Annotated in this window: 23 protein-coding genes; 17 read left to right on the top strand and 6 right to left on the bottom strand. The window is 71.6% G+C overall.

The features are described 5' to 3' along the window. Positions 1–51: 51 nt before the first annotated feature. The 4 genes from OG730_RS18130 to OG730_RS18115 all read left to right on the top strand — a co-directional run bounded on the left by OG730_RS18130 (position 52) and on the right by OG730_RS18115 (position 3,559). Complete coding sequence (locus OG730_RS18130; RefSeq protein WP_327305209.1) at positions 52–1,509, top strand: menaquinone biosynthesis decarboxylase; 1,458 nt, start codon at positions 52–54, stop codon at positions 1,507–1,509. Further along, positions 1,506–1,973, top strand: coding sequence for a hypothetical protein (locus OG730_RS18125; protein ID WP_327305208.1), 468 nt, complete (start codon positions 1,506–1,508; stop codon positions 1,971–1,973). Before OG730_RS18130 ends, OG730_RS18125 begins: the two co-directional genes overlap by 4 nt. Next, positions 1,970–2,896, top strand: a complete 927-nt coding sequence (gene mqnP / locus OG730_RS18120) for a menaquinone biosynthesis prenyltransferase MqnP (RefSeq protein ID WP_327305207.1) — start codon at positions 1,970–1,972, stop codon at positions 2,894–2,896. The genes OG730_RS18125 and mqnP overlap by 4 nt, the downstream gene beginning before the upstream one ends. 78 nt (positions 2,897–2,974) lie before the next feature. Continuing rightward, positions 2,975–3,559, top strand: a complete 585-nt coding sequence (locus tag OG730_RS18115; RefSeq protein WP_327305206.1) for a Uma2 family endonuclease — start codon at positions 2,975–2,977, stop codon at positions 3,557–3,559. On the opposite strand, the gene OG730_RS18110 is transcribed toward OG730_RS18115, so the two are convergent. Next, positions 3,556–4,185, bottom strand: coding sequence for a rhomboid family intramembrane serine protease (locus OG730_RS18110; protein ID WP_442814947.1), 630 nt, complete (start codon positions 4,183–4,185; stop codon positions 3,556–3,558). The genes OG730_RS18115 and OG730_RS18110 overlap by 4 nt on opposite strands. 85 nt (positions 4,186–4,270) lie before the next feature. On the opposite strand from OG730_RS18110, the gene OG730_RS18105 reads away from it, so the two are divergent. Beyond that, positions 4,271–4,960: a UbiX family flavin prenyltransferase gene (locus tag OG730_RS18105; RefSeq protein WP_327305205.1), complete on the top strand. Its 690-nt coding sequence runs from the start codon at positions 4,271–4,273 to the stop codon at positions 4,958–4,960. On the opposite strand, the gene OG730_RS18100 is transcribed toward OG730_RS18105, so the two are convergent. Beyond that, positions 4,957–5,091, bottom strand: a complete 135-nt coding sequence (locus OG730_RS18100; protein ID WP_266905748.1) for a hypothetical protein — start codon at positions 5,089–5,091, stop codon at positions 4,957–4,959. The genes OG730_RS18105 and OG730_RS18100 overlap by 4 nt on opposite strands. Positions 5,092–5,221: 130 nt before the next feature. Here OG730_RS18100 and OG730_RS18095 point away from each other — a divergent pair, with 130 nt between their 5' ends. The 7 genes from OG730_RS18095 (at position 5,222) to OG730_RS18065 (ending at position 12,611) form a co-directional block, all read left to right on the top strand. Continuing rightward, positions 5,222–5,677 carry an Lrp/AsnC family transcriptional regulator gene (locus tag OG730_RS18095; RefSeq protein ID WP_243340137.1) on the top strand — a complete coding sequence of 152 codons (456 nt, stop codon included), beginning with the start codon at positions 5,222–5,224 and terminating at the stop codon, positions 5,675–5,677. 103 nt (positions 5,678–5,780) lie between these two features. Continuing rightward, positions 5,781–6,944: an aminofutalosine synthase MqnE gene (mqnE, locus tag OG730_RS18090; RefSeq protein ID WP_327305204.1), complete on the top strand. Its 1,164-nt coding sequence runs from the start codon at positions 5,781–5,783 to the stop codon at positions 6,942–6,944. 143 nt (positions 6,945–7,087) lie between these two features. Further along, on the top strand, positions 7,088–7,612 hold the full coding sequence (locus OG730_RS18085) for a GNAT family N-acetyltransferase (RefSeq protein ID WP_327305203.1): 525 nt from the start codon (positions 7,088–7,090) through the stop codon (positions 7,610–7,612). Between the two features lie 114 nt (positions 7,613–7,726). After that, positions 7,727–9,928 (top strand): FG-GAP repeat domain-containing protein, encoded by a 2,202-nt coding sequence (locus OG730_RS18080; RefSeq protein ID WP_327305202.1) that lies wholly within the window; start codon positions 7,727–7,729, stop codon positions 9,926–9,928. A gap of 195 nt (positions 9,929–10,123) precedes the next feature. Beyond that, the gene (locus tag OG730_RS18075; RefSeq protein ID WP_442815200.1) at positions 10,124–10,396 is read left to right on the top strand and encodes a DUF4229 domain-containing protein; all 273 of its coding nucleotides are present in this window, start codon (positions 10,124–10,126) and stop codon (positions 10,394–10,396) included. Between the two features lie 465 nt (positions 10,397–10,861). Then, entirely contained in the window at positions 10,862–12,262 is a 1,401-nt protein-coding gene (locus OG730_RS18070) for a dicarboxylate/amino acid:cation symporter (protein ID WP_327305200.1), read from the top strand. Positions 12,263–12,407: 145 nt separating this feature from the next. Further along, positions 12,408–12,611 (top strand): hypothetical protein, encoded by a 204-nt coding sequence (locus tag OG730_RS18065; protein WP_327305199.1) that lies wholly within the window; start codon positions 12,408–12,410, stop codon positions 12,609–12,611. A gap of 24 nt (positions 12,612–12,635) precedes the next feature. Here the strand turns inward: OG730_RS18065 and OG730_RS18060 are convergent, their stop codons facing one another. Next, positions 12,636–13,214 carry an O-methyltransferase gene (locus OG730_RS18060; protein ID WP_327305198.1) on the bottom strand — a complete coding sequence of 193 codons (579 nt, stop codon included), beginning with the start codon at positions 13,212–13,214 and terminating at the stop codon, positions 12,636–12,638. Between the two features lie 159 nt (positions 13,215–13,373). Continuing rightward, positions 13,374–14,249: a hypothetical protein gene (locus OG730_RS18055; protein WP_327305197.1), complete on the bottom strand. Its 876-nt coding sequence runs from the start codon at positions 14,247–14,249 to the stop codon at positions 13,374–13,376. A 352-nt stretch (positions 14,250–14,601) separates the two neighbouring features. Here OG730_RS18055 and OG730_RS18050 point away from each other — a divergent pair, with 352 nt between their 5' ends. Next, the gene (locus tag OG730_RS18050) at positions 14,602–14,988 is read left to right on the top strand and encodes a GNAT family N-acetyltransferase (protein ID WP_327305196.1); all 387 of its coding nucleotides are present in this window, start codon (positions 14,602–14,604) and stop codon (positions 14,986–14,988) included. Here OG730_RS18050 and OG730_RS18045 read toward each other — a convergent pair. After that, on the bottom strand, positions 14,964–15,557 hold the full coding sequence (locus tag OG730_RS18045; protein WP_327305195.1) for a GNAT family N-acetyltransferase: 594 nt from the start codon (positions 15,555–15,557) through the stop codon (positions 14,964–14,966). The genes OG730_RS18050 and OG730_RS18045 overlap by 25 nt on opposite strands. 141 nt (positions 15,558–15,698) lie before the next feature. On the opposite strand from OG730_RS18045, the gene OG730_RS18040 reads away from it, so the two are divergent. Both OG730_RS18040 and OG730_RS18035 read left to right on the top strand, forming a co-directional pair. Continuing rightward, on the top strand, positions 15,699–16,739 hold the full coding sequence (locus OG730_RS18040) for a hypothetical protein (RefSeq protein WP_327309314.1): 1,041 nt from the start codon (positions 15,699–15,701) through the stop codon (positions 16,737–16,739). Between the two features lie 238 nt (positions 16,740–16,977). After that, entirely contained in the window at positions 16,978–17,961 is a 984-nt protein-coding gene (locus tag OG730_RS18035; protein ID WP_327305194.1) for a helix-turn-helix domain-containing protein, read from the top strand. Between the two features lie 167 nt (positions 17,962–18,128). Here the strand turns inward: OG730_RS18035 and OG730_RS18030 are convergent, their stop codons facing one another. After that, positions 18,129–18,716 (bottom strand): DinB family protein, encoded by a 588-nt coding sequence (locus OG730_RS18030; protein ID WP_327305193.1) that lies wholly within the window; start codon positions 18,714–18,716, stop codon positions 18,129–18,131. Between the two features lie 224 nt (positions 18,717–18,940). Between OG730_RS18030 and OG730_RS18025 the strand changes: the two genes are divergently transcribed. Together OG730_RS18025 and OG730_RS18020 are read left to right on the top strand one after the other, a co-directional pair. Further along, positions 18,941–20,809 (top strand): AMP-dependent synthetase/ligase, encoded by a 1,869-nt coding sequence (locus tag OG730_RS18025; RefSeq protein WP_327309313.1) that lies wholly within the window; start codon positions 18,941–18,943, stop codon positions 20,807–20,809. Between the two features lie 161 nt (positions 20,810–20,970). Next, the gene (locus OG730_RS18020) at positions 20,971–22,569 is read left to right on the top strand and encodes an alpha/beta hydrolase (RefSeq protein ID WP_327305192.1); all 1,599 of its coding nucleotides are present in this window, start codon (positions 20,971–20,973) and stop codon (positions 22,567–22,569) included. Positions 22,570–22,701 lie beyond the last annotated feature (132 nt).

The raw sequence follows: 22,701 nt of genomic DNA, 5'->3' as shown, positions 1-22,701 counted from the left end.
AGAGGCCCCGCCGCGCTTCGGGCTCTGAGCGGGGATGCCACAATTGGCCGCATGGCTTACGACGATCTCCGCTCGCTGCTCCGGGCTCTGGAGCGAGAGGGCGACCTCAAGCGCATCAAGGCCGAAGTGGACCCGTACCTAGAGGTCGGGGAGATCGTCGACAGAGTGAACAAGGCGGGCGGACCCGCGCTGCTCTTCGAGAACGTCAAGGGCTCGGCGATGCCGCTGGCCATGAACGTCTTCGGGACCGACCGGCGACTGCTGAAGGCCCTCGGGCTGAAGTCGTACGCCGAGATCAGCGAGAAGATCGGCGGCCTGCTCAAGCCCGAGCTGCCGCAGGGCTTCATCGGCGTCCGCGAGGCCTTCGGCAAGCTCGGCTCGATGGTGCACGTGCCGCCGAAGAAGGTGAAGGGCGAGTCCGCGCCCGTCCAGGAGGTCGTCCTGACCGGCGACGACGTGGACCTGGACCAGCTGCCGGCCCTCTTCACCTGGCCCAAGGACGGCGGCTCCTTCTTCAACCTCGGCCTGACGCACACCAAGCACCCGGAGACGGGCGTGCGCAACCTCGGCCTGTACCGCCTCCAGCGCCACGACAAGCGCACCATCGGCATGCACTGGCAGATCCACAAGGACAGCCGCAACCACTACGCGGTGGCCGCGGCCCGCGGTGAGCGGCTGCCCGTCGCGATCGCCTTCGGCTGCCCGCCGGCCGTGACGTACGCGTCGACCGCGCCGCTGCCGGGGGACATCGACGAGTACCTCTTCGCCGGGTTCGTGGCGGGCAAGCGGATCGAGATGGTGGACTGCAAGACGGTCCCGCTCCAGGTCCCGGCCCACGCCGAGGTGGTCATCGAGGGCTGGCTGGAGCCCGGGGAGACCCTCCCCGAGGGCCCCTTCGGCGACCACACCGGCTTCTACACCCCGCAGGAGCCCTTCCCCGCACTGAAGATCGACTGCGTGACGATGCGCAAGCGTCCGCTGATCCAGTCGATCGTGGTGGGCCGGCCGCCGACGGAGGACGGTCCGCTGGGCCGGGCGACGGAACGCTTCTTCCTGCCGCTCCTCAAGATCATCGTCCCGGACATCGTGGACTACCACCTCCCCGAGTCGGGCGGCTTCCACAACTGCGCGATCGTCTCGATCGACAAGAAGTACCCGAAGCACGCGCAGAAGGTCATGCACGCCATCTGGGGCGCGCACATGATGTCGCTGACCAAGCTGATCATCGTGGTGGACAAGGACTGCGACGTGCACGACCTCCACGAGGTCTCCTGGCGCGCGCTCGGCAATACGGACTACTCCCGCGACCTCACCGTCGTGGAGGGCCCGGTGGACCACCTGGACCACGCCTCGTACCAGCAGTTCTGGGGCGGCAAGGCGGGCATCGACGCCACGAAGAAGCTGCCGACGGAGGGTTACACCCGGGACGGCGGCTGGCCTGACATGGTCGAGTCCGACCCCGCGACCGCGGCCCTGGTCGACAGCCGCTGGAAGGAATACGGCTTGTGAGCCCTGTAGCCATGGGCGGCCCCGCCCTCTTCATCGGTACCGACGAGGTCTACGTGGCCTTGGTCCGTCCGGAGCTCGACCCGGCGGACCCGGGTGTCCGGCTCGCCGCCGAGCAGGCGGGCGTCTCGCCCGAGGAGTTCGCGGGCCCCGGCAACGTCTGGGCGCTGATGCTCGACCAGGACGGCGAGGGCGACGGCTTCGAGCTGCCCGGCGCGCGGGACATCGAGGCGGACGACTTCGCGGAGCAGCTCCAGCGCGACCTGGTCGCGGGCGAGCCGTTCACGGCGGAGGCGGGGAACTTCCTGCGCCTGGAGGCGCGCCCGACCCCCACCACCTGGCAGCTGACCGCCCACGTCACCCCGCCCGAGGGCCACGACGCGGGCCCGTGGACCCTGGAGCTCGGCACGCTCCCCACGGCCGACCTGCTGGCCGACCTCGAAGACTTCCGGAGAAGCCTCGCATGATGACGACCGCCGACGAACTGCTCGGCTCGTCCGGCCCGGCGCCGCAGCCGGTCGGCAAGGTCAAGGCGTTCCTGCGGCTCGTGATGATCGAGCACTCGGTCTTCGCGCTGCCCTTCGCCTACATCGCCGCGCTCACCGCCATGTACACGCTCGACGAGCGGATGCACTGGACGAAGCTGCTGCTCGTCACCGTCTGCATGGTGGGGCTGCGGACCTTCGCGATGGCCGCCAACCGGATCATCGACCGGGAGATCGACGCGCGGAACCCGCGGACCGCCGGGCGCGAGCTGGTGACGGGCGCCGTCTCGGTCCGCTCCGCCTGGACCGGGGCCGGCATCGCCCTGGCCGTCTTCCTCGGCTCGGCGGCGCTGCTGAACCCGCTCTGCCTGCTGCTGGCGCCGATCGCCGTCGTACCGATGGTGGTGTACCCGTACGGGAAGCGGTTCACGAACTTCCCGCACGCGATCCTCGGCATCGCCCAGGCGATGGGCCCGGTCGGGGCCTGGATCGCGATCACCGGCGAGTGGTCCTGGGACGCGGTGATCCTCGGCCTCGCGGTGGGCGTGTGGATCGGCGGCTTCGACCTGATCTTCGCCTGCCAGGACGTGGCCGCGGACCGCGCGGAGGGCGTCAAGTCCGTCCCGGCCCGCTTCGGCATCCCGGCCGCCCTGTGGGGCGCGCGCGGCGCGCACGTCGTGACCACGGGCCTGCTGGCCTGGTACGCGGTGGCGACGGACGCGGGCTGGCTGTTCTGGCTGGGCCTCCTCATCGTCGTGGCGGCCTTCGTCTACGAGCACACCATCGTCACGCCGCACGACCTGTCCCGCCTGAACCGCGCCTTCTTCACGGTGAACGGCTTCATCGGCATGGCCCTGTTCGTGTGCGCGCTGGCGGACCTGGTGGTGCGGGGGCTGTCCTTGTAACTCGATCGTGTGTGCCCCGCCCTATCCGGCGGTTCGCGGCCTGCCCGTGTGGCTAGCGTGCGGCCTACCATCGGGTGCATGGACAGGGAGGCCGACGTGACCGTTTCGGAGAGCGACCGCCTGCACTCACAGCTCAGCCGGTTCGAGGACATGTTCCCCGGTTACCGGATGGAGATCGTTGAGGGCAACATCATGATGAGTCCGGTCAAGCCGCACCACAACGAAACGATCTGGGAGGTCCGTACGGCCCTCAAAGGTCAGCTTTCGGCAGAGTGGGGATTCATCAGCGACGTCGCCGTTCCCTTCGATCCGGACAACGAGCTCTGCCCGGACCTCGCCGTGATCCCGCGGGCGGAGGTACGGAAGAACCTCAGTGCCTACCCGCCGGAGCTGATCGAGCTCGCGATCGAGGTCGTCTCCCCGAGCAGCGTGCGCAACGACTACGAGGTCAAGGACCGGGCCTATGCCCGGCGCGGGATCCCGCACTACCTGATCTTCGACCCGTACCGGGCGCAGTGCACGACTCTGTGGAACCCGGGCTCCGACGGCTACCGGGGCCGGGACGTCATCCCGTACGGGGAGACCGTCGTCGTGCAGACCGGGATCGGCAAGCTGCTCGTGGACACCTCGGACTTTCCGGTGGACCCGGGAGCGGGAGCCTAGACCGCCGCCACCTCCGGGCGCGGCCGCGCCACCGCGGCGCCGGCCAGGAGGCCGAAGAGGTGGGCCTGCCAGCTGACCATCGAGTCCGTCGGGAGGGCTCCGGCCAGGAAGGTCGTGCCCCAGACGGCGGCGATGACCACGGCGACCGCCACGCCGAGGGGGCTGCGCTCCACGAAGCCGCGGACCAGCAGGTAGCCGAAGAGGCCGAAAATCAGGCCCGAGGCGCCCGCCGTGATGCTGTGGGGCGGGGAGATCAGCCAGACCGCGAACCCGTCGGCCAGGACGATGGCCGCGCAGACGGCCAGGAAGCGGCCTATGCCGCTCAGCGCGGTGACGAAGCCGAGGACCAGCAGCGGGACGCTGTTGGAGGCCACGTGGTCGAAGCCGAAGTGCAGGAAGGGCGCCAGGGGGATCCCGCTCAGGCCGTCGGCCTCCCGCGCGGTGATCCCGTAGGAGTCGAGGGCGTGGCCGGTGGCGTAGTCGACGGCCTCGATCAGCCAGAGCAGCGCCACCCAGCCCAGCATCAGCTTCGCGGCGGCCACGGCCCGGCCGGTCCGGCCGGTCCGGCTCCAGGCGAAGGAGCCCGTACGACCCGTACCGCCCGGGTGTGTGCTGCTTCCGCTCATGACGATCCCTCCGCCGTGTCCACCCCTTGAACGTGCGGCCACCTTAGCCAGTGCCCCCCGGCGGTGGCCGGATAGTCTCGGAGGTATGACTGAGGGCAAGCGCACCCCGTGGGTGGTCGGGGTTTCCGGGGCGTCCGGGACGCCGTACGCGGCCGCCGTGATCCGCGGGCTGCTGGCGGCGGGCGAGAGCGTGGACCTGGTGGTGAGCCGGGCCTCGCGCCTGACCCTGCTGGACGAGACCGGGATCGCCTTCCGCGACGCGCACTGGCAGGACGACCTGGGGGAGTGGCTGGAGCGGGGCGCCGACGGCAAGCCCGGCACCTTCGCGCGCCCGGACCTGGACGGCGTGCGCCACTGGGCGGCGGGGGACCTGGCGGCCGGACCGAGCAGCGGCTCGTACCCGGTGAAGGGGATGCTGATCGTGCCCGCGTCCACGGCCTGCGTGGCCGGGGTGGCGCTCGGGCTGTCGAAGGACCTGCTCCAGCGGGTCGCGAGCGTGACGCTCAAGGAGCGGCGCCGGCTGGTGGTGACGGTGCGGGAGACCCCGCTGAGCGGGCAGACGCTGAAGCATCTGGTGAGCCTGGACGAGGCGGGCGCAGTGGTGCTGCCCGCCTCTCCGGCGTTCTACGCGGGTGCGACGCACATCCAGGATCTGGTGGACTTCGTCGCGGGGCGGGTGCTCGACGCGGCAGGGGTGCCGCACGGGCTGTACCGCCGGTGGGAAGGGGAGCTCGGAGGCTCCCGTCCTCCCCGGGGGGCGAGCGGTGGCGCTTAGCGCTTCTTGGCGCGCCCCGGCTTGCGCATCTTGTCGACACGGTGTGCGGCGACGGGCTGGTCGGTGCGGGATCGGTTGGCCAGCTCCTGGAGCTGTCGCATGTGCGCGTAGGCCATCTCGATCGTGTACACGGTGAACCACTCCTGAAAATTGTCAGATCGTCTTTGATCTGTTGAAAGATTCACAGGGTGTCGACCCTGTGTGCCTTTGATTCTATACGTAAACTTGAGGGAATGCCGAATAATGGAAGGTTCCAGGTACATGGACGCGGTGGACAAGCAGCTCATCCAGGCACTTCGTGAGAACGGACGCGCCTCGTACGCCGAGCTGGGCCGGCTCGTGGGCCTCTCCGGCCCCAGCGTCACCGACCGGATCAACCGGCTGGAGACGGCCGGAGTCATCACCGGGTACCGCGCGACCGTGGACGCGGCCTCGCTCGGCCTCGGCGTCACGGCACTGATCGGAATCTCGCTCTCCGACGCGGCGGACCACGAGGACGTGGCCCGCCGGCTGCGCGACCTCTCCGAGATCGAGGACTGCTGGTTCATCGCCGGCGACGACTCGTACATGCTCAAGGTCCGGGCCGGCGACGTGGACGGGCTGGAGCGGATCATCCGCAAGCTCTCCAGCACCAAGGGCGTCTCGCGCACGCGCACGACCATCGTGCTCTCCACCAAGTGGGAGAACCGGGTCGGGGGCCTGCCGGAAGAAGCCTGAGGTCGCTGAGAGTACGGTTGGGGCGCGGTTGTGGGGCACACGTACCGCGCCGCGGACCGCGCAAGAGCGGGCCTGGGGACAGAGGACAGAGGAGAGGACCGGCATGGACGCTGGGTTCAAGCGTGAGCTGGAGGACAAGGTTCGCTCCGGCGAGCGGCTGACCCGTGAGGACGGCATCGCCCTCTACGAGTCGGACGACCTGGCCTGGCTCGGCGGCCTCGCCCACGAGGTGCGCATGCGCAAGAACGGCGACGTCGTCCACTTCAACGTCAACCGTCACCTCAACATGACGAACGTGTGCACGGCCTCGTGCGCGTACTGCTCGTTCCAGCGCAAGCCGGGCGAGAAGGACGCGTACACGATGCGCATCGAGGAAGCCGTCCGCCTGGCCAAGACCATGGAGGGCGAGAACCTCACCGAGCTGCACATCGTCAACGGCCTGCACCCCAGCCTGCCCTGGCGGTACTACCCGCGCTCGCTCTCCGCGCTGAAGGAGGCGCTGCCGAACGTCTCGCTGAAGGCGTTCACGGCGACCGAGATCCACCACTTCGAGACGATCTCCGGCATGTCGGCCTCCGACATCCTGGACGAGCTGATCGAGGCCGGTCTGGAGTCGCTCACCGGCGGCGGTGCCGAGATCTTCGACTGGGAGGTCCGCCAGCACATCGTCGACCACAACACCCACTGGGAAGACTGGTCGCGCATCCACCGCCTGGCGCACTCCAAGGGCCTCAAGACCCCGGCGACGATGCTCTACGGGCACATCGAGGAGCCGCGCCACCGCGTGGACCACGTGCTGCGGCTGCGCGAACTGCAGGACGAGACCGGCGGTTTCCAGGTCTTCATCCCGCTGCGCTACCAGCACGACTTCGTGGACATGAAGGACGGCAAGGTACGCAACAAGCTCCAGGCGCGTACGACGATGGCGACGGGCGCCGAGGCGCTGAAGACCTTCGCGGTCTCCCGCCTGCTCTTCGACAACGTCCCGCACGTGAAGGTCTTCTGGGTCATGCACGGCGTGCAGACGGCGCAGCTCGCCCTCCAGCACGGCGCGGACGACATGGACGGCTCGGTCGTCGAGTACAAGATCACGCACGACGCGGACAACTACGGCACCCCGAACAAGCTGGGCCGCGAGGACCTGCTGGAACTGATCCGCGAGGCGGGCTTCCGCCCGGTCGAGCGCAACACGCGCTACGAGATCATCCGCGAGTACCCCGGCCCGGACGCGGAACTCCGCGAGACGCCGCAGGCGATGCGGCTCTGACGTCTGAGGCCCGCGGGCCTGACGCCTGAGGCCTGACGTCTGAGGCCTGACGTCTGACATCTGGTGCTCTGTGGGCCCCGGTTCCCCTGGCGGGGTGCCGGGGCCTTTTGCGCGCCAGATTGAGTAATGGCTAAACTAGCCGCATGGCCCTTACTTTCATCTTCGATCCGGTCGTCGACCCCGCCCTGGTCGAGGAGTTCGCCGCGCTCTGGACCGACGTGTCCAACGCCGACGGCGCGGTGGGCTTCGTACCGCCCGTCACCGTCGAGGACGTCCGCCCCGGACTGGACGCGCACCTCGCCGCGGCCTCCGAGGGCCGCAGCCGGCTGCTCGTCGGGCGCGACGCCGCCGGGCGGGTACGCGCCACCGCCGTCATCGCGCTCAACCAGCACCGGCTCCAGACGCATTGGGTCTGGGCCTACACCGTCATGGTCGATCCCGCCCTCCAGGGCGGCGGCGCCGGGCGCGCGCTGATGGAGGCCGTCGCGGACGCCGCCCGCACGATGGAGGGCATCGAGGCGATCCGCCTCGGCTGCCGGGGCGGGCTGGGCCTGGAGCACTTCTACGCCGCCTGCGGCTACAAGGAGGTCGGCCGCGTCCCCGGCGCGATCCGGGTGGCCCCGGGCGACGACCGCGACGACATCACGATGCTGCTGCCGCTGCACTAGCGGGCGGGGAAACCCCTGCTCGGGACGATCTTGGCTGATATACGCTGCGCACGATCTGTTCGAACAGTCCGGCGTATCCGGGCCACCGGATCGCCTTGCCCGGGGGGGCATTCCATGACTTCGACCTCGTATTCCCGCGCGTTGCTGGGCATCGCGCTCACTCCCGTCCTCGTCCTGGCGGCCGCGGCTTCTGCCGCCGCCGGCACCGCTACGGCGACCGGCACCGGCAACGCCACCGCTACGGCGACCGGCACCGCTCCGGCGACCGACGCGGCTCCGGCGGCCGCCGCGACGCGTGCGCCGGGCCCGTGGGGCACCAGCGTCCTGCACGCTCCGAACCCCGACCCCGCCTCCTCCTCGGGCGGGTTGAACGCCCTGGTGTCGGCGGGGAACGGCACCCTCGTCTCCCTCACCGGCGACGGGCTCAGCCGTTCCACCCGGATCCGGCCCGCCGGCAGCACCACCTGGCTCGCCCCGAAGTCCTGGCCGGACGCCGGCGGGTACAACACCGAGCTGGTCGCGCTCGGCGACGGCTCGGTGTGCCTGGTCTGGCGGGCCAAGCGGGCCGACGACCAGAACAACTACTGGCTGAAGGTGGCCACCCTCGCGCCCGGCGCGACCGCCTTCTCCGAGCCCGAGTACGTCGCCGCGGTCCCCGAGAAGGGCTACCAGCACCTGGCGGCGGCCCCCGACGGCCGGCTGGTCGCGGTGTGGTCGGTCTCCGGCGTCGTGAAGGCCGCCGAGAAGGCCGGCCCGAAGGCCGCCTGGACGGCTCCGGCCGCCCTCAACGAGCAGCCGCCGTCCGGCAGCCGGGACATCGTCTCCATGGACCTGGCGGTCGCCGGCAACGGCACCGCCCTGCTGGTGTGGCAGTGGAAGGCGAGCAAGGCCGTCGTCGCCCTGCAGAAGGCCCCGGGCGCGGCCGGGTGGACCGCGGTCCAGAACTTCCCGGTCCCGGGCGTGGTCAACGCGCTGCCGAAGGTGGTCGCCCATCCGCAGGGCGGCTTCGACGTGTTCTACGGCGGCGTCGGGCCCCTCATGAACACGCGCTGGTCCCCGGCCGTCGGGGAGTGGAGCACCCCGCATGCCGCGCTCCCCAGCGGCAACACGTACGAGATGGCGGGGGACCCCGTCTACCTGCCGGGCGGCGACCTCTTCGTCGCCATCGACCCCTTCACCCAGGGGAAGCTCTCGTACGCGGTGCGCTCGGCGTCCACCGGGGACTGGCTGCCGTACACGCAGCCCTTCTCCACGCACAAGGCGGTCAGCGCGGTCTCCGCGGCCGCCACGTCGGGCGGCACCGTCACGCTGACCTGGCGGGAGGGGTATGCGCAAGCGCAGTACGTGATGGCCTCCGTCTTCAAGGGCGGTACCTGGTCCGCCCCGCGGCGGCTGAGTTCGACGGGCACCAGCTGGGCCGGGGCGCCCCGGATCACCGCCGACGCGCTCGGCCGGCCCGTCGTCCTGTGGGACGAGTACAAGTGGTCCGAGACGAACAGCGTCGTCCTGACCGGCGTCTACCAGGCCACCACCACCAGCCGCGCGCTGCCCAAGTGGCGTGACCACACGGACGACGGCAAGGCCGACCTGTTCGGCCGGGACGGCACCGGGCTCAAGGTGTACGCGGGCGACGCGACGAAGCTGACCGCAGGGAAGCGCGCGATCACCTGGCCGTCGGTGGACACGCAGGTGCTGCCCTTCGGCGACCTCGACGGCGATGGCTGCAACGACGTGTTCGCCCGCTTCCCGAAGGGCGAGGCCCGCGTCTACCTGACGGCCTGCGGCGGGCTGCCCGACCTGCAGTCGGCCTACGTCAGGGTCTCCTCGGACTGGAGCGCGTACGACCAGGTCCTCTCGCCCGGCGACGTGACCGGCGACGGCCGGGCCGACCTGGTGGCCCGGTCAACCTCGACCGGGAAGCTCTACGTGTACGCGAACACCGGTGCGGTCGGCTTCAAGGCCCGCACGCTCGGCGGGTCCGGCTTCGGTGCGTACGAGAAGCTGATCGCCGCCGGGGACATCGACGGCGACGGCGAGAACGACCTGCTGGCCCTCGACGCGTCGAACGAGCTGTGGCGGTTCGGCGGGACCGGCACCGGCACCTTCAAGGCCCGGTCCCTGGTCTTCAAGGACTGGGGCACCACCTACAAGGACGTGGTCGGCGGGCTCGACCTGTCCGGGGACGGCCGGGCCGACCTGATCTCGCTCGACAAGGAAGGCCGCGCCTGGCTGAACCGGGGCAACGGCAAGGGCGGCTTCGGCAACCGGACGCAGGTCGGCAAGGCCACGAACTGGTCGAACATCCGCATCTCCTGACGGCACGGGCCCGGGGACCGGCTTCGCGTGACGCCCGGCCGCTCTGCGGCCGCTGCCCGCCGAAGCCCCCCGGCGCCCTTGTCCGTGGCCCGGGCGTGCTTCACTGGACGGGCACGTGCCGCCGTAGGACGACCGACGAAGAGAGAAGGGGTCACCGTGTCCCTCAAGCCGAGCGCGACGATCCGTTACACCGCGATGCGCCTGGGGATCTTCGTCGGATGCCTCGTCCTCGTCGCGGGTCTGGTCCGGCTGGGCTGGGTGCCCTCCGGTCTCGGTGACGCCAACCCCGCCTGGGTCGTGCTGCTCGCCCTCGTGCTCTCCGCGCCGCTCTCCTTCGTGCTGCTGCGCAAGCAGCGCGACGAGATGTCCGTGGCCATTTCCGGGCGCGTCGCGGGCGCGAAGGACAAGCTCGCCGCGAACCGCAGCCAGGAGGACGCCGCGGTCGACGAGGCCGTGCGCACCAGCTAGTACGGAGCAGTTAGCTTCATCACACACCGAAATGCCTCGGCACCGGGCTCGCCGCCCGTGACGCCGGGGCTTTCGGCGTTTTCCGGGGGGTTCGGCGGGGATTCGCGGGGGATTCGCCGGGGTTCGCCGAGGTGTCCGGGCCCGCGCCGACTCGCGCCGGCCCGTGCTGACTCCGCCTTTCTCAAAGGCAGGCTTTGAGGTTCTCAAAGGTGAAGTGTTAGCGTGTTCAACATGTTGACGACAGCCGCGCACCAGATGACCCCGAGCGTCCCGCTCGTGGCGCGCCTGCACGTCGACCTCTGCCGCCGCGTGTCCGCGGCCTGTTGCTGTTGTCGCTGAGTCCTCGCGACCGGCCCTGACGCAGCAGCGGTCCGCCCGCCCGGCTCTTCGCTTTTCCGGGTGCTGCCGCACCGCATCACCACCCCCCCCTCCCGCAGAAACCGCAGATCCACCCGGAGAGTGTCCGTGTCCGCGTCACCGCAGACCCCTGCCGCCGAGGCCACCGCCCCGGCGAAGAAGTCCTCCTTCTCGTTCCCCTTCTGGGCCCAGATCGTCACCGGCCTCGTGCTCGGCGTTCTGCTCGGCTGGGTCTCCCGCAGCCAGGAGATCAGCTGGCTCGGTACGACCCTGGAGCAGGTGGGCGACATATTCGTCCAGCTCCTGAAGCTGGCCGTCGCCCCGCTCGTCTTCTTCGCCATCCTGGTGTCGATCACCAACCTCCGGAAGGTGAACAACGCCGCGCGGCTCGCCTCCCGCACGCTGCTCTGGTTCATGATCACATCGCTGATCGCGGTGGCCATCGGCCTCGCCATCGGCCTGCTCACCAACCCGGGCTCCGGCACCGGCCTCACCCCGCAGGACGGCAAGCTGCCGAAGCGCGAGGGGTCCTGGCTGGACTTCCTGACCGGCATCGTGCCGACCGACATCATCACGCCGTTCACCGAACTGAACGTGCTGCAGATCGTCTTCCTCGCCGCCGTCGCCGGCATCGCCGCCCTCCAGCTCGGCACCAAGGCCCAGCCGGTGCTGAACCTCGCCGAGTCGGTGCTGGAACTGCTCCAGAAGGCCCTGTGGTGGGTCATCCGCCTCGCCCCGATCGGCACCGTCGGTCTGATCGGCACCGCGATCGCCACCTACGGCTGGGACCTGCTCGGCAAGTACGCCACCTTCACGGTGGACGTGTACGTCGGCTCCGCGCTCGTGATGTTCGGCGTCTACCCGCTGCTCCTGTGGACCGTCGCCAAGGTCAACCCGCTCCAGTTCTTCAAGGGCGCCTGGCCGGCCATCCAGCTGGCGTTCGTCTCCCGCTCCTCGGTCGGCACCATGCCGGTCACCCAGAAGGTCACCGAGCGCCTCGGCGTCCCGAAGGAGTACGCCTCCTTCGCCGTCCCGTTCGGCGCGACCACCAAGATGGACGGCTGCGCCGCGATCTACCCGGCGCTCGCCGCGATCTTCATCGCGCAGATCTTCGACGTGCAGCTCGGCATCACCGACTACCTGCTGATCGCCTTCGTCTCGGTCGTCGGCTCCGCCGCCACGGCCGGCCTGACGGGCGCCACGGTCATGCTGACCCTGACCCTCTCCACGCTGGGCCTTCCGCTGGAGGGCGTGGGCCTGCTGATGGCGATCGACCCGATCCTGGACATGATGCGCACCGCCACCAACGTGGCCGGCCAGGCGCTGGTCCCGGTCATCGTCGCGGCCCGCGAGGGAATCCTCGACAAGGCGGCCTACGCCACCGCCTCCTCGTCCCTCCTGGACGAGCCGGCCCAGGCCGAGATCCCGGCCCAGTCCGACGCCTCGGACTCCTCGGACGCTTCGGACTCCTCGGACGCCGACCCGGCGAAGGCTCTCGTCACCGCCTGAGCCCCGCCGCTCGACTGCCGCAGCCCTCGCCCCCGTCCGGGCGGGGGCTGCGGTGTGCCCCGGGCAGGGGGACGTACGCAGAGCCGCGACGGGACCGGCGAAATGGGCTGGCGGAGGCCTGCGAGAGCGTGTGACGGTTCGGCCCATGGGCAACTCCAGGGCCTATCCCGTCTTCCGGACCACCGACGCGACCGCGGCGTACGCGCAGGCCATGCGCCTGTGCGCGCTGCTGGCCGAACATCACACCGTCTTCGTCCACGTGGGCAAGTGGGGCGACCTGCCTCGGGCCGGGAAGCTCGCCGCGCGCATCGGCGGCGAGGTCCTGGGCGAGGAGCAACTCGGGTGGTGATGAGGTGCGGAAGCAGAGCCCGCGTCAGGCCGTGCGTACCGCCATCAGGAGGCCGCTCGCCCAGGCCAGGCGGACGCACCGGAAGTCCTTGCGCCCGTCGAGCTCGGCCAGCAGGCGGTCGACGGAGGCCTTGTGGCCGTCCGGCCAGCCGGGCTGGGGGAGGAGATCGTCGATCAGGTAGGTCCCGCCGGGAGCCACCAGTGCCAGGGCCCGGTCGAGGTGGGTGAACTTGCCCGGCCAGGTGTCCGCGAAGACGAGGTCGAAGGGCGGGCCGTCGAAGTCCTCCAGCCACCTACCGCCGTCCCCGGACACGAAGGTCACCCGAGGGTCGGCGCCCAGGTGTTCGCGGGCGATGGCCTGCACGGCGGGGTCGAGTTCGACGGTGGTGAGGCGGGAGTCCCCGTCCATGCCGCTGAGGAGCCAGGCGGCGCCCTCGCCCGCACCGGTGCCGAGCTCCAGGATCCGGCCGCCGGGGCGGCCGGCGGCCAGCACCGTCAGGAGGCCGCCCGTGCGGTCCTCGCAGGAGAGGGTGAAGCCCGCGTCGGCCGCCTGGGCGCGCAACGCGGGCAGGGTGGAGGGGAGTTGGTTCGGCGTATCGTCCATGCGGAGATCATGCGAGGGTCCTGCCCGCCCGGGCAAGGAGGATTCCGGCGTCGGGCCGTGCGCCGCCCCGGTGATCCGCTGCTACGCGAACAGGGGGCCGCCCCGGCAGCGTGTCTGCCGGGGCGGCCCCCTGTTCAGGTCGGGGTGGTGCGGGTGTGGTCAGGCCTTGATCCAGACCGGTGCGGTCTGGGGGGCGTGGCCGTAGATGTAGTTGGAGAGCGTGCCGTTCGCGTTCAGGACGATGATGGTGTTGTCGGACTGGAGGATCGCGGACTTGCCCTTGGCGAAGTAGGTCCAGTTGCTCCAGGCCCCGCGCGAGGTCATCTGGACGCCGTACAGACCGTCCTTCTTCACCAGGCGGACCTTCGTGCCGCCCGCGACCTTGTAGACGCCGAGCTTCGGGGAGACGGTGGTGGCGCCGGTCCAGCTGTGGATCCCGCCGTCGATGGTGAGGCTGATGTAGCGGTCGCCGACCTTGCGGACGTCCTGGTAGGCGTTGGTCGCCGGGTGCAGGAAGCCGACGCGCTTGCCGTTCTCGATGATGTGCGAGCTGAATACCTGCGGGCCGGCCTTGTACGTCTTGACGGTCAGGCTGCCGTACTTCGTCGTGGAGAAGAGGCTGCCGGCGGTGTCGCAGTCCTTGGGCAGCTTCGGGAACGCGGTGGCGGTCCACGGCGTGTCACCGCCCTGGGAGCGCTGCTTGAAGACCGGCGCGGTGGACAGCACGCCGTCGATCCGCAGGCCGCTGGACAGGTCCAGCGGCTTGGACTGGTCGACCGTGCCCAGCACCTTGCCGCTCTCGTCGCGCAGCTGGGCCTTGGCGCCGGTGTGGGCGCTGTTGGTCAGCTTGACCGTCAGGCCCGCGAACACGGACGGGATCACCTTGGTCTTGACGCAGTTCTCGGCGATCACCTCGGTGCGCGCGGGGGAACCCTGCTCGGCCGGGGAAGAGGCCGCGAACGCCGTGGCGGGGACGGCGATCACCGCGCCGAAGAGGGCGAGGGCGGCGGTGGTGGCGCGGAGGGCGGTGCGCATGACGACTCCTTGAAGCTGTGCTGTGGGTATAAGGAGAGCCGTATGCCGTGGTCTCTTCCGGTGGAGGCCGTCGAGTTCGGGCTGCTGGCTACAGACAGAAAATTAGTGATCTTGTGCGGGTGGAATGGTCCGGTCCGCGTCACAGGCGTGTGACAGGGCATTCCCGGTGCGGAGCTCCCCTCTGGTTGGCAGGATCGGGGCATGCCGATGGATCCCCTGGTGATGCGCGCCCGTGAGATGTGGGAGGAACTGGCCCGCGTACCGGTGTCGTTCGCCCCGCAGGGCGGCCTGGACGTGGTGGTGTCCCCGCGGTCCGGGCTCTGCCCGGCCGGTGCCGGCAGGGGCGTTGACCGTGGGTGCGTTGACCGTGGAGCGACTGCCCGCCGTTCATCCGGACGTACGGGAACTGGAGCGGGCGGCAGGCCCCGAGGACGCGGGTGAGGCCGCGCTCGACGAGGTCACCTCGCCCGCGTTCGTCGTGCGCGACCGGCACGGGCGGGTGGTCGCCGCCGCCGGCTACGGGACCTGGCCGGGAGGGGTGGCGCATGTCGGTGTGCTGACGGCGCCAAGGGCCAGGGGGCGGGGACTGGCCCGGGCGGCGGGATCGGCGGCGGTCGCCCACGCTCTCGGCGCCGGGTTGCTGCCGCAGTGGCGGGCGCGCACTCCCGCCTCCCGGCGGGTCGCCGCCGGGTTGGGCTTCGGGGGACTGGGATTTCAGCTCAGTGTCGAGCTTGCTTGAGGGTGGCGTCCGTCGGAGGTCGGGCTCGTGTGCGGGGGGCTCGGTACCGATCCCGGGGGGCGCGTCATGAAGACGTCGACCGGGTCCTGGGTTTCCACGACGAATCCGTGGCGTTCGTAGAGCCTGCGGGCGGCGCTGCCCCGCAGGACGTTCAGGCCCACGGTCATGCCCTGCGCGTCCGTCCGCTCCAGGACCGCGCCCAGTACGGCGGAGCCGAGCCCACGGCCCTGATGGTGCGGAGCGAGGTAGAAGTGCTCCAGCCACAGCCTGTCTTCGGCGGGCCGGACCGCGACGCATCCCGCGATCTCGCGGCCGATGACGACGACCGACGTGTGCCGCGGTGAGAAGGCGTCCCGCAGCCGCTGCCGTACCCGGTGCTCGTCGTAGCGCCCGAGGCGTTCCAGGTCCGGCCGCATGACCACGGCCCGCAACTCCGCGATCACCTCGACGTCCGCCGCCACCGCGGCACGCAGCGCCCAGTCCGCGCCGTGCTCCGCCGTGGCCGTGACCACCCGTACGGGCACGGCGGTGTTCGCGCGCGTCCCGCTCCCCATCACCCCGACGTCCATGGCCGGATCATCTCAAACCGCACCGTCCGTCCCCCGGGCGGTGTGAAATCCGGTGGATCCGCGGCCGCGAGCGGGGGACGATCCGGGGGAATCGGGCGGGGCGGGGCAGGGCAGGGCAGGGCGAGGGGGAGTCGGTTGGACGTGTTCGCGTGCGCGGGGTGCGGTACGGAGCTGACGGCGCCGGTGTCGCGGGTCGCGCTCCCCGTGCACACCCACCACGGGGCGTGGGAGGAGCTGCATCCTCCCCTGATGGAGCCCTCGACGTACGCCGTCGACCCCCTGCCCACCGGACCGCCGTGGCGGCTGTGGGAGGAGGTCGGAGAGGACGCGGCCGCCCGGCAGGGCGTGTACGCGCCGGCGCACTCCGTCTCCTTCGGCGCGCGGAACAGGATCGTCATCGCCCCCGGGGACTCCCGGTCCATGGCCCTGATACCCGAGAAGTGCGAGGGCTACTGCCGGGGCGTGGACGGCCGGGCCGGCCCCAACCTGGCGTGCGAGGGCTGCGGGCGGGCCGTGGCGACCCGCGTGGACGACTGCGGATCGTGGCAGACCGTCTGGCTGGAGCCGGAGGCGGTCGTACGGTGCCCCTCGGGGCTCCCCGCCGGCCCGCCTCCCGGCTGGGACGACCTGGAGCGCGCCGAGCACCGTGTCCCGCCCGTCGAGAACGGCGGTTCGTGGAGCCGGCGTTGGGAGGCGGCCCTCGGGGTGGCGCTGGCCCACCTCGTGGTGGCCACGGAGGGGCATCCGGTGCGTCTTCCCCCGGGCCCCTTCGGCGAGTTGCTCGGCCAGGCAGTCCGCCCGTACCTCCCCGTCGGGCCCGGCGGCCGGTCGGTGGGGCCGGCCGGGCCGGGGATCCGCACGCCCCGGCCCCGTCCCGACGTCCTCCTCGTCCCCCGCCACCCCCTCACGGGCGAGCCCTGGCGCCCGCCCGGCGACGAGGGGGCCGTGGTCGCGCCGCTGGACAGCGGGGTCTGGGCGTACCTCGTCCACCCGCGCGAGACCTCGCCGATGCCCGCGACCGGGGTGCTCCCGGAGGGTGTTCTGCGCGACGACTACCCCGTGCTGCCGCCCGACCCCTGGTATCCGCTGGTACCTCACCGGGAGGCCTTCGAGCACACCCTGATCCGGCTGCCCGGGGTACGTGGCCTGCGGACCGGGTCGTGGCGAGCCGGGACCCGGTAGGGCCGGACGCAACCCCTTGAAAAGACCAGGTGAAACCAACCAGACCCACCCCTCCGGCTCCCCGCCGGGGCCTCGCCGGGCCTCGTCACCCGCACGGGTGAACTGTGCCAACTCAGCTGGATTTGTGGATGGTTGCCGGGCATATGCTCGCCCCACACCACCTCAGACATGAGACGACCCCCGCCGGGACTGGCATCCCGAACGAGGGTCTGACCAAACAGGAAGCACAACCTTCCCCATGGCTCTTTCGCAGCTTAGCGCGCCCTCGCGCGCATCGTCCCGTGTTCCCGCCGGGACCCCCCGATCAGGTGTCGACCACGTCAACATCCGGCACTCCGGCCACTTCACCGTGATCGGCAACCACCTGATCCAGCACCGCGAGCTGTCGCTGACCGCGATCGCCCTCGGTGCCTACATCCAGTCGCTGCCCGCCGGGGCCCGCATCGGCATCAAGCGGCTCGCGGAGCGGTTCCCGGAGGGGGAGGACCGGATCTCGCGCGCGCTGCGGGAGCTGGAGGAGTACGGGTACCTGGAGCGCAGCCGGGTCCGGCTGGCGAACGGACAGGTGATCACGCGCACGGTGTCCTACAACCACCCGGCCGCGAAGTGCGGCCCGGTCCCCGCGGCGAGGCCGGAACCCGCGCCGGAACCCGACCCGGAGCCGGCCCCGGAACCGGAACCCGACCCGGAGCCCGCCCCGGAACCGGAACCCGGCCTGGAGGCCTCGCCGGGCCCGGGGCCGGACCTCCAGCCGGAGCCCGAGCCCGAGCCGACGCCGGAGCCCGAGCCGGGAACGGAGCCGGGCTCGGTGCCCCGGTCCCAGACCGCCCCGGTGTTCGTGCCGGGCTCGGCGCCCGGTCCCGTACCGCCGCCGGAGGCCCCCGCGTTGCTCGCGCGGCTGCGGGGGGACGATCCGCGGCTGCTGCTCGCCGACCGCGACGTGCGCAAGTTGGCGCCCCTGGTCGCGCAGTGGCTGGAGCGCGGAGCGGATCCCGTGGCCGTACGGGTCATGCTCGCCTCCGGACTGCCCGCCGATCTCCGCCACCCGGCGGGCCTCGTCGAGCACCGGCTCAAGGCGTGGATCCCGCCGCACCTGCCCGCGCCGGAGCCCGTACGGCCCGTCGAGCGCCCGCACCCGATGCGGAACTGCGACGGCTGCGAACGGGGCTTCAGGTCGCCGGTGCCGGGCGCCCGCTGCCGGGACTGCCCGCCCGCGGAGTGAGATCCGGGGCGACGCCCTGGCCGTCCGGAACCTCTGGGCATGGCGGCTGATCCCGCTCGTGGACGTCACCGGCGTGTCCGGCGGGTACTGCGTGATGACCATCTGGTCGCGCCGGCCCGACGGCAGCGCTTTCGCCGCGGCTGGCCCGTACGGGCCCCGTCCGGTGCTCAGGCCTCGCGGGCCGCCCGTTCCAGGCGGGCGTGGTGGGCCTGCCACCAGGTGGTGTCGGCGGACGGGACGCCGGGGTTGGTGGGCTGCATGCCCACCGTGCCGTCCAGGAGTTCGCGGAGGATGTCGGCGTGGCCGGCGTGCCGGTGGGTGTCGGAGACGACGCGGACCACGGCGTGGTGCAGGGAGACCTGGTTGTCGTGGCTCGGCCACCACGGGACCGTGCCGACCGTGTCCAGGGGGAGGGCCTCGAGCGTGGCGTCCGAGTGGGCCCACGCGCGGTGGTAGAGGCCGATGACGTCCGCGCGCGACTGGTCGGGGGTGGCCCACATGTCCGCGTTGGGTTCGGCGTCCTCCGCGACCCAGGGGAGCGGCTCCCCGGAGGGGCGGCCGAAGGTGTCGCCGAGGTAGCCGAGCTCCGTGGTGGCCGCGTGCTTCACCAGGCCCAGGAGGTTCGTGCCGGTGGGGGTGAGGGGGCGGCGGGCGTCGTATTCCGAGAGGCCTTCGAGCTTCCAGAGGAGGGCTTCGCGGGCCGACCGGAGGTAGAAGAGCAGCTCGGCCTTGGGGTTCGGGTCGGGAGAGGGCATGAGGGAAGTCTGGTGCATCGATGATCTTCGGTCACCGGGTTTGTGCGGCAGTGGTGAGCCTGGGCGTCGGCGTGCGCGTGAGGTGGGGGTGTGGGCAGCGTGGCGTGGAGCATCGGTGAAAAGCCGGGCACAGGGGTGTTCAGGGGTGGTTACCGCTAAGTAAATTACCGGCGGTAACACTCCGCCGGCCAGAGAGGCACGCCGTGACCGCCGAATCCAGCCTGGTGAGGGTCGTCAGTTCCCCGAAGCCCGTCGAGCCCGTCAAGACCGTGATCGAGGGGCGCGTGCGCCAGGTGTGGGTGCCCCCGCTGGCCCCGGTGCCGGTCAGCGGGTCCCTCGGGGACATCCCCTTCGACAATGCCCGCGAGGCTCCACGGGAAGCCGTACTCGCCCGCAAGGAGCGGGACGGGACCTGGCGGGACGTCACGGCCGCCGAGTTCGCCGCCGAGGTGCTCGCCGTCGCGAAGGGGCTGATCGCCGAAGGGCTGCGCCCCGGTGACCGGCTGGCCATCATGGCGCGGACCACCTACGAGTGGACCCTGCTGGACTTCGCGGGCTGGGCGGCCGGGCTGATCACCGTACCGGTCTACCCGACCTCCTCCGCGATCCAGGCGCGCTGGATCATCCAGGACTCGGGCGCCGTGGCCTGCGCGGTGGAGGACACGGCGCAGGCGCGGATCATCAGCGCGGAGCGGGCCAACCTGCCCTGGCTGCGCCACCTCTGGGAGTTCGACACGGGGGCCCTGGCCCGGCTGGTCAAGGCCGGGGAGCACGTGCCCGACGAGGTCGTCGCCGCCCGGCGGGCCGGGTGCGCGCCGGAGTCCGTCGCGACGCTGATCTACACCTCCGGGACCACGGGCCAGCCCAAGGGGTGCGTGCTGACGCACGCCAACTTCTTCGCCGAGGTGGACAATTCGGTGGAGCTGCTGCACCCCGTCTTCAAATCGGTCAGCAAGGACCCGGCCTCGACCCTCCTCTTCCTGCCGCTGTCGCACGTCTTCGGGCGGATGGTGGCCGTCGGGTGCATGCGGGCGCGGGTGAAGCTCGGCCACGCGCCCAGCATCCGCGGCGAGGACCTGCTGTCCGACCTGGCGGGCTTCCGGCCGACCTTCCTGCTGGCGATCCCGTACGTCCTGGAGAAGGTCTACAACACCGCGCGGGCGACGGCCGAGAAGATGGGCCGGGCCTCCTCCTTCGACCGGGCGGCGCGGATCGCGCGCAGCTTCGGGGAGGTGGCGGTCGTGGAGGGCAAGCGGCCGGGGCTGGGCCTGCGGCTGGGCCGGGCGCTGTACGAACCGCTCGTCTACCGGCGGATCCGGGCGGCGCTGGGCGGGCGCGTCCGGTACATCCTGAGCGGCGGCTCCCCGCTCGGCCGGCGCCTCGCCGCCTTCTACACGGGAGCGGGCATCGAGGTCTTCGAGGGCTACGGGCTCACGGAGACGACCGCGGCCGCGACCGTCACCCCGCCGCTGCGGCCCCGGCTGGGCACGGTGGGGTGGCCGCTGCCGGGGACGGCGGTACGCATCGCGGACGACGGGGAGGTGCTGTTGCGGGGGCCGCACGTGTTCGCGGGGTACTGGAACAGCGGCGTGGCGGTGGGCGGGGAGCAGTGGCTGTCCACGGGGGACATCGGGGAGCTCGACGCGGACGGGTACCTGACGATCACCGGGCGGAAGAAGGACATCATCATCACCTCGGGCGGCAAGAACGTGGCCCCCGCACCCCTGGAGGACTGGCTACGGGCCCACCCGCTGGTGGGCCAGTGCATGGTGGTCGGCGACAACCGGCCCTATGTCACCGCGCTGATCACCCTGGAACCGGAGGGGCTCCAGCACTGGCGCCAGATGCGCAAGAAGGTGGGCGTGCCGATCAGGCAGCTGGTGTCCGACGAGGAACTGCGGGCGGACCTCCAGCGGGCGGTGGACGAGGCGAACCGGCTGGTGTCGCGGGCGGAGTCGATCCGGCGCTTCGCGGTGCTGGAAGGGGACTTCACGGAGGAGCGCGGGCACCTGACGCCTTCGCTGAAGCTGAAGAGGGGCTCGGTCGCCCGGGATTTCGCGCGGGAGATCGAAGCCCTGTACCGGTCCTCCTGACGGGCGATTCGAGCCCCTCCGGCGTTTGAGGAGCGGGGTCTGGGGCGGAGCCCCAGGGGCGCGTCAAGGGGCCGGACGGGTGATGGGCTCGCGGAGCGGGGTGCGCAGGGCGCGCTTAGTGTGGGGCTCTCTGGTCCGGGGGGCCGCTCCAGGAGGGTGCAGTGCACCGTTCCCGTCCCGCAGCCGGCTCGGCTTCACGGGCCCGTACCCGAATAGCCGTCGGATTCGTCGGCACCGCCCTGGCCGGCGCCCTGCTCGCGGCCGTGCCCGGTCCCGGATCCGGCCGCGTCCCAGGTCCGGCTGCTGCGCGGACCTCCGCGCCCGCGCCGATCCAGTGGGGCGCCTGCCCCGAGCGGCCCGCGCCCGCGGACATGCGCTGCGGCACCCTCACCGTGCCGATCGACCACGAGGGCAAAGCCAAGGGCACGGTTCGGCTCGCCGTCGCGCGGCTGCCCGCCACCGGGCCCGCCGGCAAGCGGATCGGCTCCCTCGTGCTGAACTTCGGCGGCCCCGGCGCCCCCGGCGTCTCCACCCTCGCCGCCGACCCCAACGCCTTCGCGGAGCTCAACAAGCGCTACGACCTGGTCGCCTTCGACCCCCGGGGCGTCGGCCACAGCGCCCCCGTCACCTGCGGAGGGATCACGCAGACAGGAGCCGGCGCGGCCCCCACCGGGCCCGCCGCCGAGCTCGCCGCCCTGCGGGCCGAAGCCAAGCGCTGCGCGCTCGACTCGGGCCCGGTGCTCCCGTACGTCGGTACCGTCAGCGTGGCCCGCGACATGGACCTGCTGCGCCGGGCCCTCGGGGAGGACAAGCTCGACTACCTCGGCTTCTCCTACGGGACGCGCCTCGGCGCGGTCTACGCCGCGCTGTTCCCGCGCCGCACCGGCCGCATGGTCCTCGACGGGGTGGACACCCTCACCGAGCCGCTCGGCGAGCAGGCCCTGCTGTCGGCGGTCGGCCAGCAGCGGGCGCTGGACGGCTTCCTCGTGTGGTGCGCCCACCGGCAGGACTGCGTCTACGGCACGAACACCCGTACCGCCAAGGAGAAGGTCCAGGCCCTCGTCACCCGACTGGACGCGACGCCGCTGACCGGCGAGGGCGGACTGCGCTTCACCGGCCAGGACGTGGCCGACGCCATCGGGATCGCCCTGTACTCGCGGAAGGCCTGGCCCGCCCTCGCGGACGCGCTCGCCCTCGTCGAGCGGCGCGGCGACCCCGTGGGGCTGATGCAGCTCGGCGGCCCGGAGGAACCGCCACCGCCGACCGAGGACCCCACCGACGGGCCCGGCACGGGCGCCGCCGCCGTGCCCGCCGACAACGCCGCCGCGGCGCTCGTCGCCGTGAACTGCGCCGACGACCCGGACCGCGGCGACGCCAAGGCCTCCCCGGCGGACGTCGCGCGGGAGCTGGAGGCGCTCCAGCCGGTGTTCCTGGCCGCCTCGCCGATCTTCGGGCCGCGCCAGCTGATGACGGTCCTGGCCTGCTACGGGCGCCCCGCGGGCACCGGTTTCATCCGCGGGATCGACCGCCCCGCGGGCATCCCGCGCATCCTGCTCGTCGGGACGCGCGGAGACCCGGCGACCCCGTACGAGTGGACGGAGGAGACGGCGAAGCGGCTCGGCAACACCGTGGTCGTGGACTACAAGGGCGACGGGCACACCGGGTACGTCGCCTCGCGCTGTGTGCAGGGGTACGTGGACCACTTCCTGATCGACGGCCGGCTGCCGTCGGGGACGCGCTCCTGCCCCGCCGGGGAGTGAGAGCGCACCGGGCGCGTGCTGGCCATCTGGCAAGGAACACCCGCGAGTTCGTACGCACGTGCGTACAACCAGAACGTCTGCCCAGGTGTCACACCTGGGGAAGGCCACTGATTTCCTGTGCCTTCTTGTGAC

Source organism: Streptomyces sp. NBC_01298 (assembly GCF_035978755.1).
Classification (GTDB): domain Bacteria; phylum Actinomycetota; class Actinomycetes; order Streptomycetales; family Streptomycetaceae; genus Streptomyces.
This window is presented reverse-complemented; position numbering and strand designations above follow the sequence as displayed.

Bases quoted from the DNA above. Each gene is read 5' to 3' on its own strand.
- OG730_RS18095 (WP_243340137.1), top strand. From the start codon at position 5,222: ATGGACGCGGTGGACAAGCAGCTCATCCAGGCACTTCGTGAGAACGGA.
- OG730_RS18035 (WP_327305194.1), top strand. From the start codon at position 16,978: ATGGCTCTTTCGCAGCTTAGCGCGCCCTCGCGCGCATCGTCCCGTGTT.
- OG730_RS18030 (WP_327305193.1), bottom strand. From the start codon at position 18,716: ATGCCCTCTCCCGACCCGAACCCCAAGGCCGAGCTGCTCTTCTACCTC.
- OG730_RS18060 (WP_327305198.1), bottom strand. From the start codon at position 13,214: ATGGACGATACGCCGAACCAACTCCCCTCCACCCTGCCCGCGTTGCGC.
- OG730_RS18085 (WP_327305203.1), top strand. From the start codon at position 7,088: ATGGCCCTTACTTTCATCTTCGATCCGGTCGTCGACCCCGCCCTGGTC.
- OG730_RS18080 (WP_327305202.1), top strand. From the start codon at position 7,727: ATGACTTCGACCTCGTATTCCCGCGCGTTGCTGGGCATCGCGCTCACT.
- OG730_RS18075 (WP_442815200.1), top strand. From the start codon at position 10,124: ATGCGCCTGGGGATCTTCGTCGGATGCCTCGTCCTCGTCGCGGGTCTG.
- OG730_RS18105 (WP_327305205.1), top strand. From the start codon at position 4,271: ATGACTGAGGGCAAGCGCACCCCGTGGGTGGTCGGGGTTTCCGGGGCG.
- OG730_RS18045 (WP_327305195.1), bottom strand. From the start codon at position 15,557: ATGGACGTCGGGGTGATGGGGAGCGGGACGCGCGCGAACACCGCCGTG.
- OG730_RS18065 (WP_327305199.1), top strand. From the start codon at position 12,408: ATGGGCAACTCCAGGGCCTATCCCGTCTTCCGGACCACCGACGCGACC.
- mqnP (WP_327305207.1), top strand. From the start codon at position 1,970: ATGATGACGACCGCCGACGAACTGCTCGGCTCGTCCGGCCCGGCGCCG.
- OG730_RS18115 (WP_327305206.1), top strand. From the start codon at position 2,975: ATGGACAGGGAGGCCGACGTGACCGTTTCGGAGAGCGACCGCCTGCAC.
- OG730_RS18130 (WP_327305209.1), top strand. From the start codon at position 52: ATGGCTTACGACGATCTCCGCTCGCTGCTCCGGGCTCTGGAGCGAGAG.
- OG730_RS18055 (WP_327305197.1), bottom strand. From the start codon at position 14,249: ATGCGCACCGCCCTCCGCGCCACCACCGCCGCCCTCGCCCTCTTCGGC.
- mqnE (WP_327305204.1), top strand. From the start codon at position 5,781: ATGGACGCTGGGTTCAAGCGTGAGCTGGAGGACAAGGTTCGCTCCGGC.
- OG730_RS18110 (WP_442814947.1), bottom strand. From the start codon at position 4,185: ATGAGCGGAAGCAGCACACACCCGGGCGGTACGGGTCGTACGGGCTCC.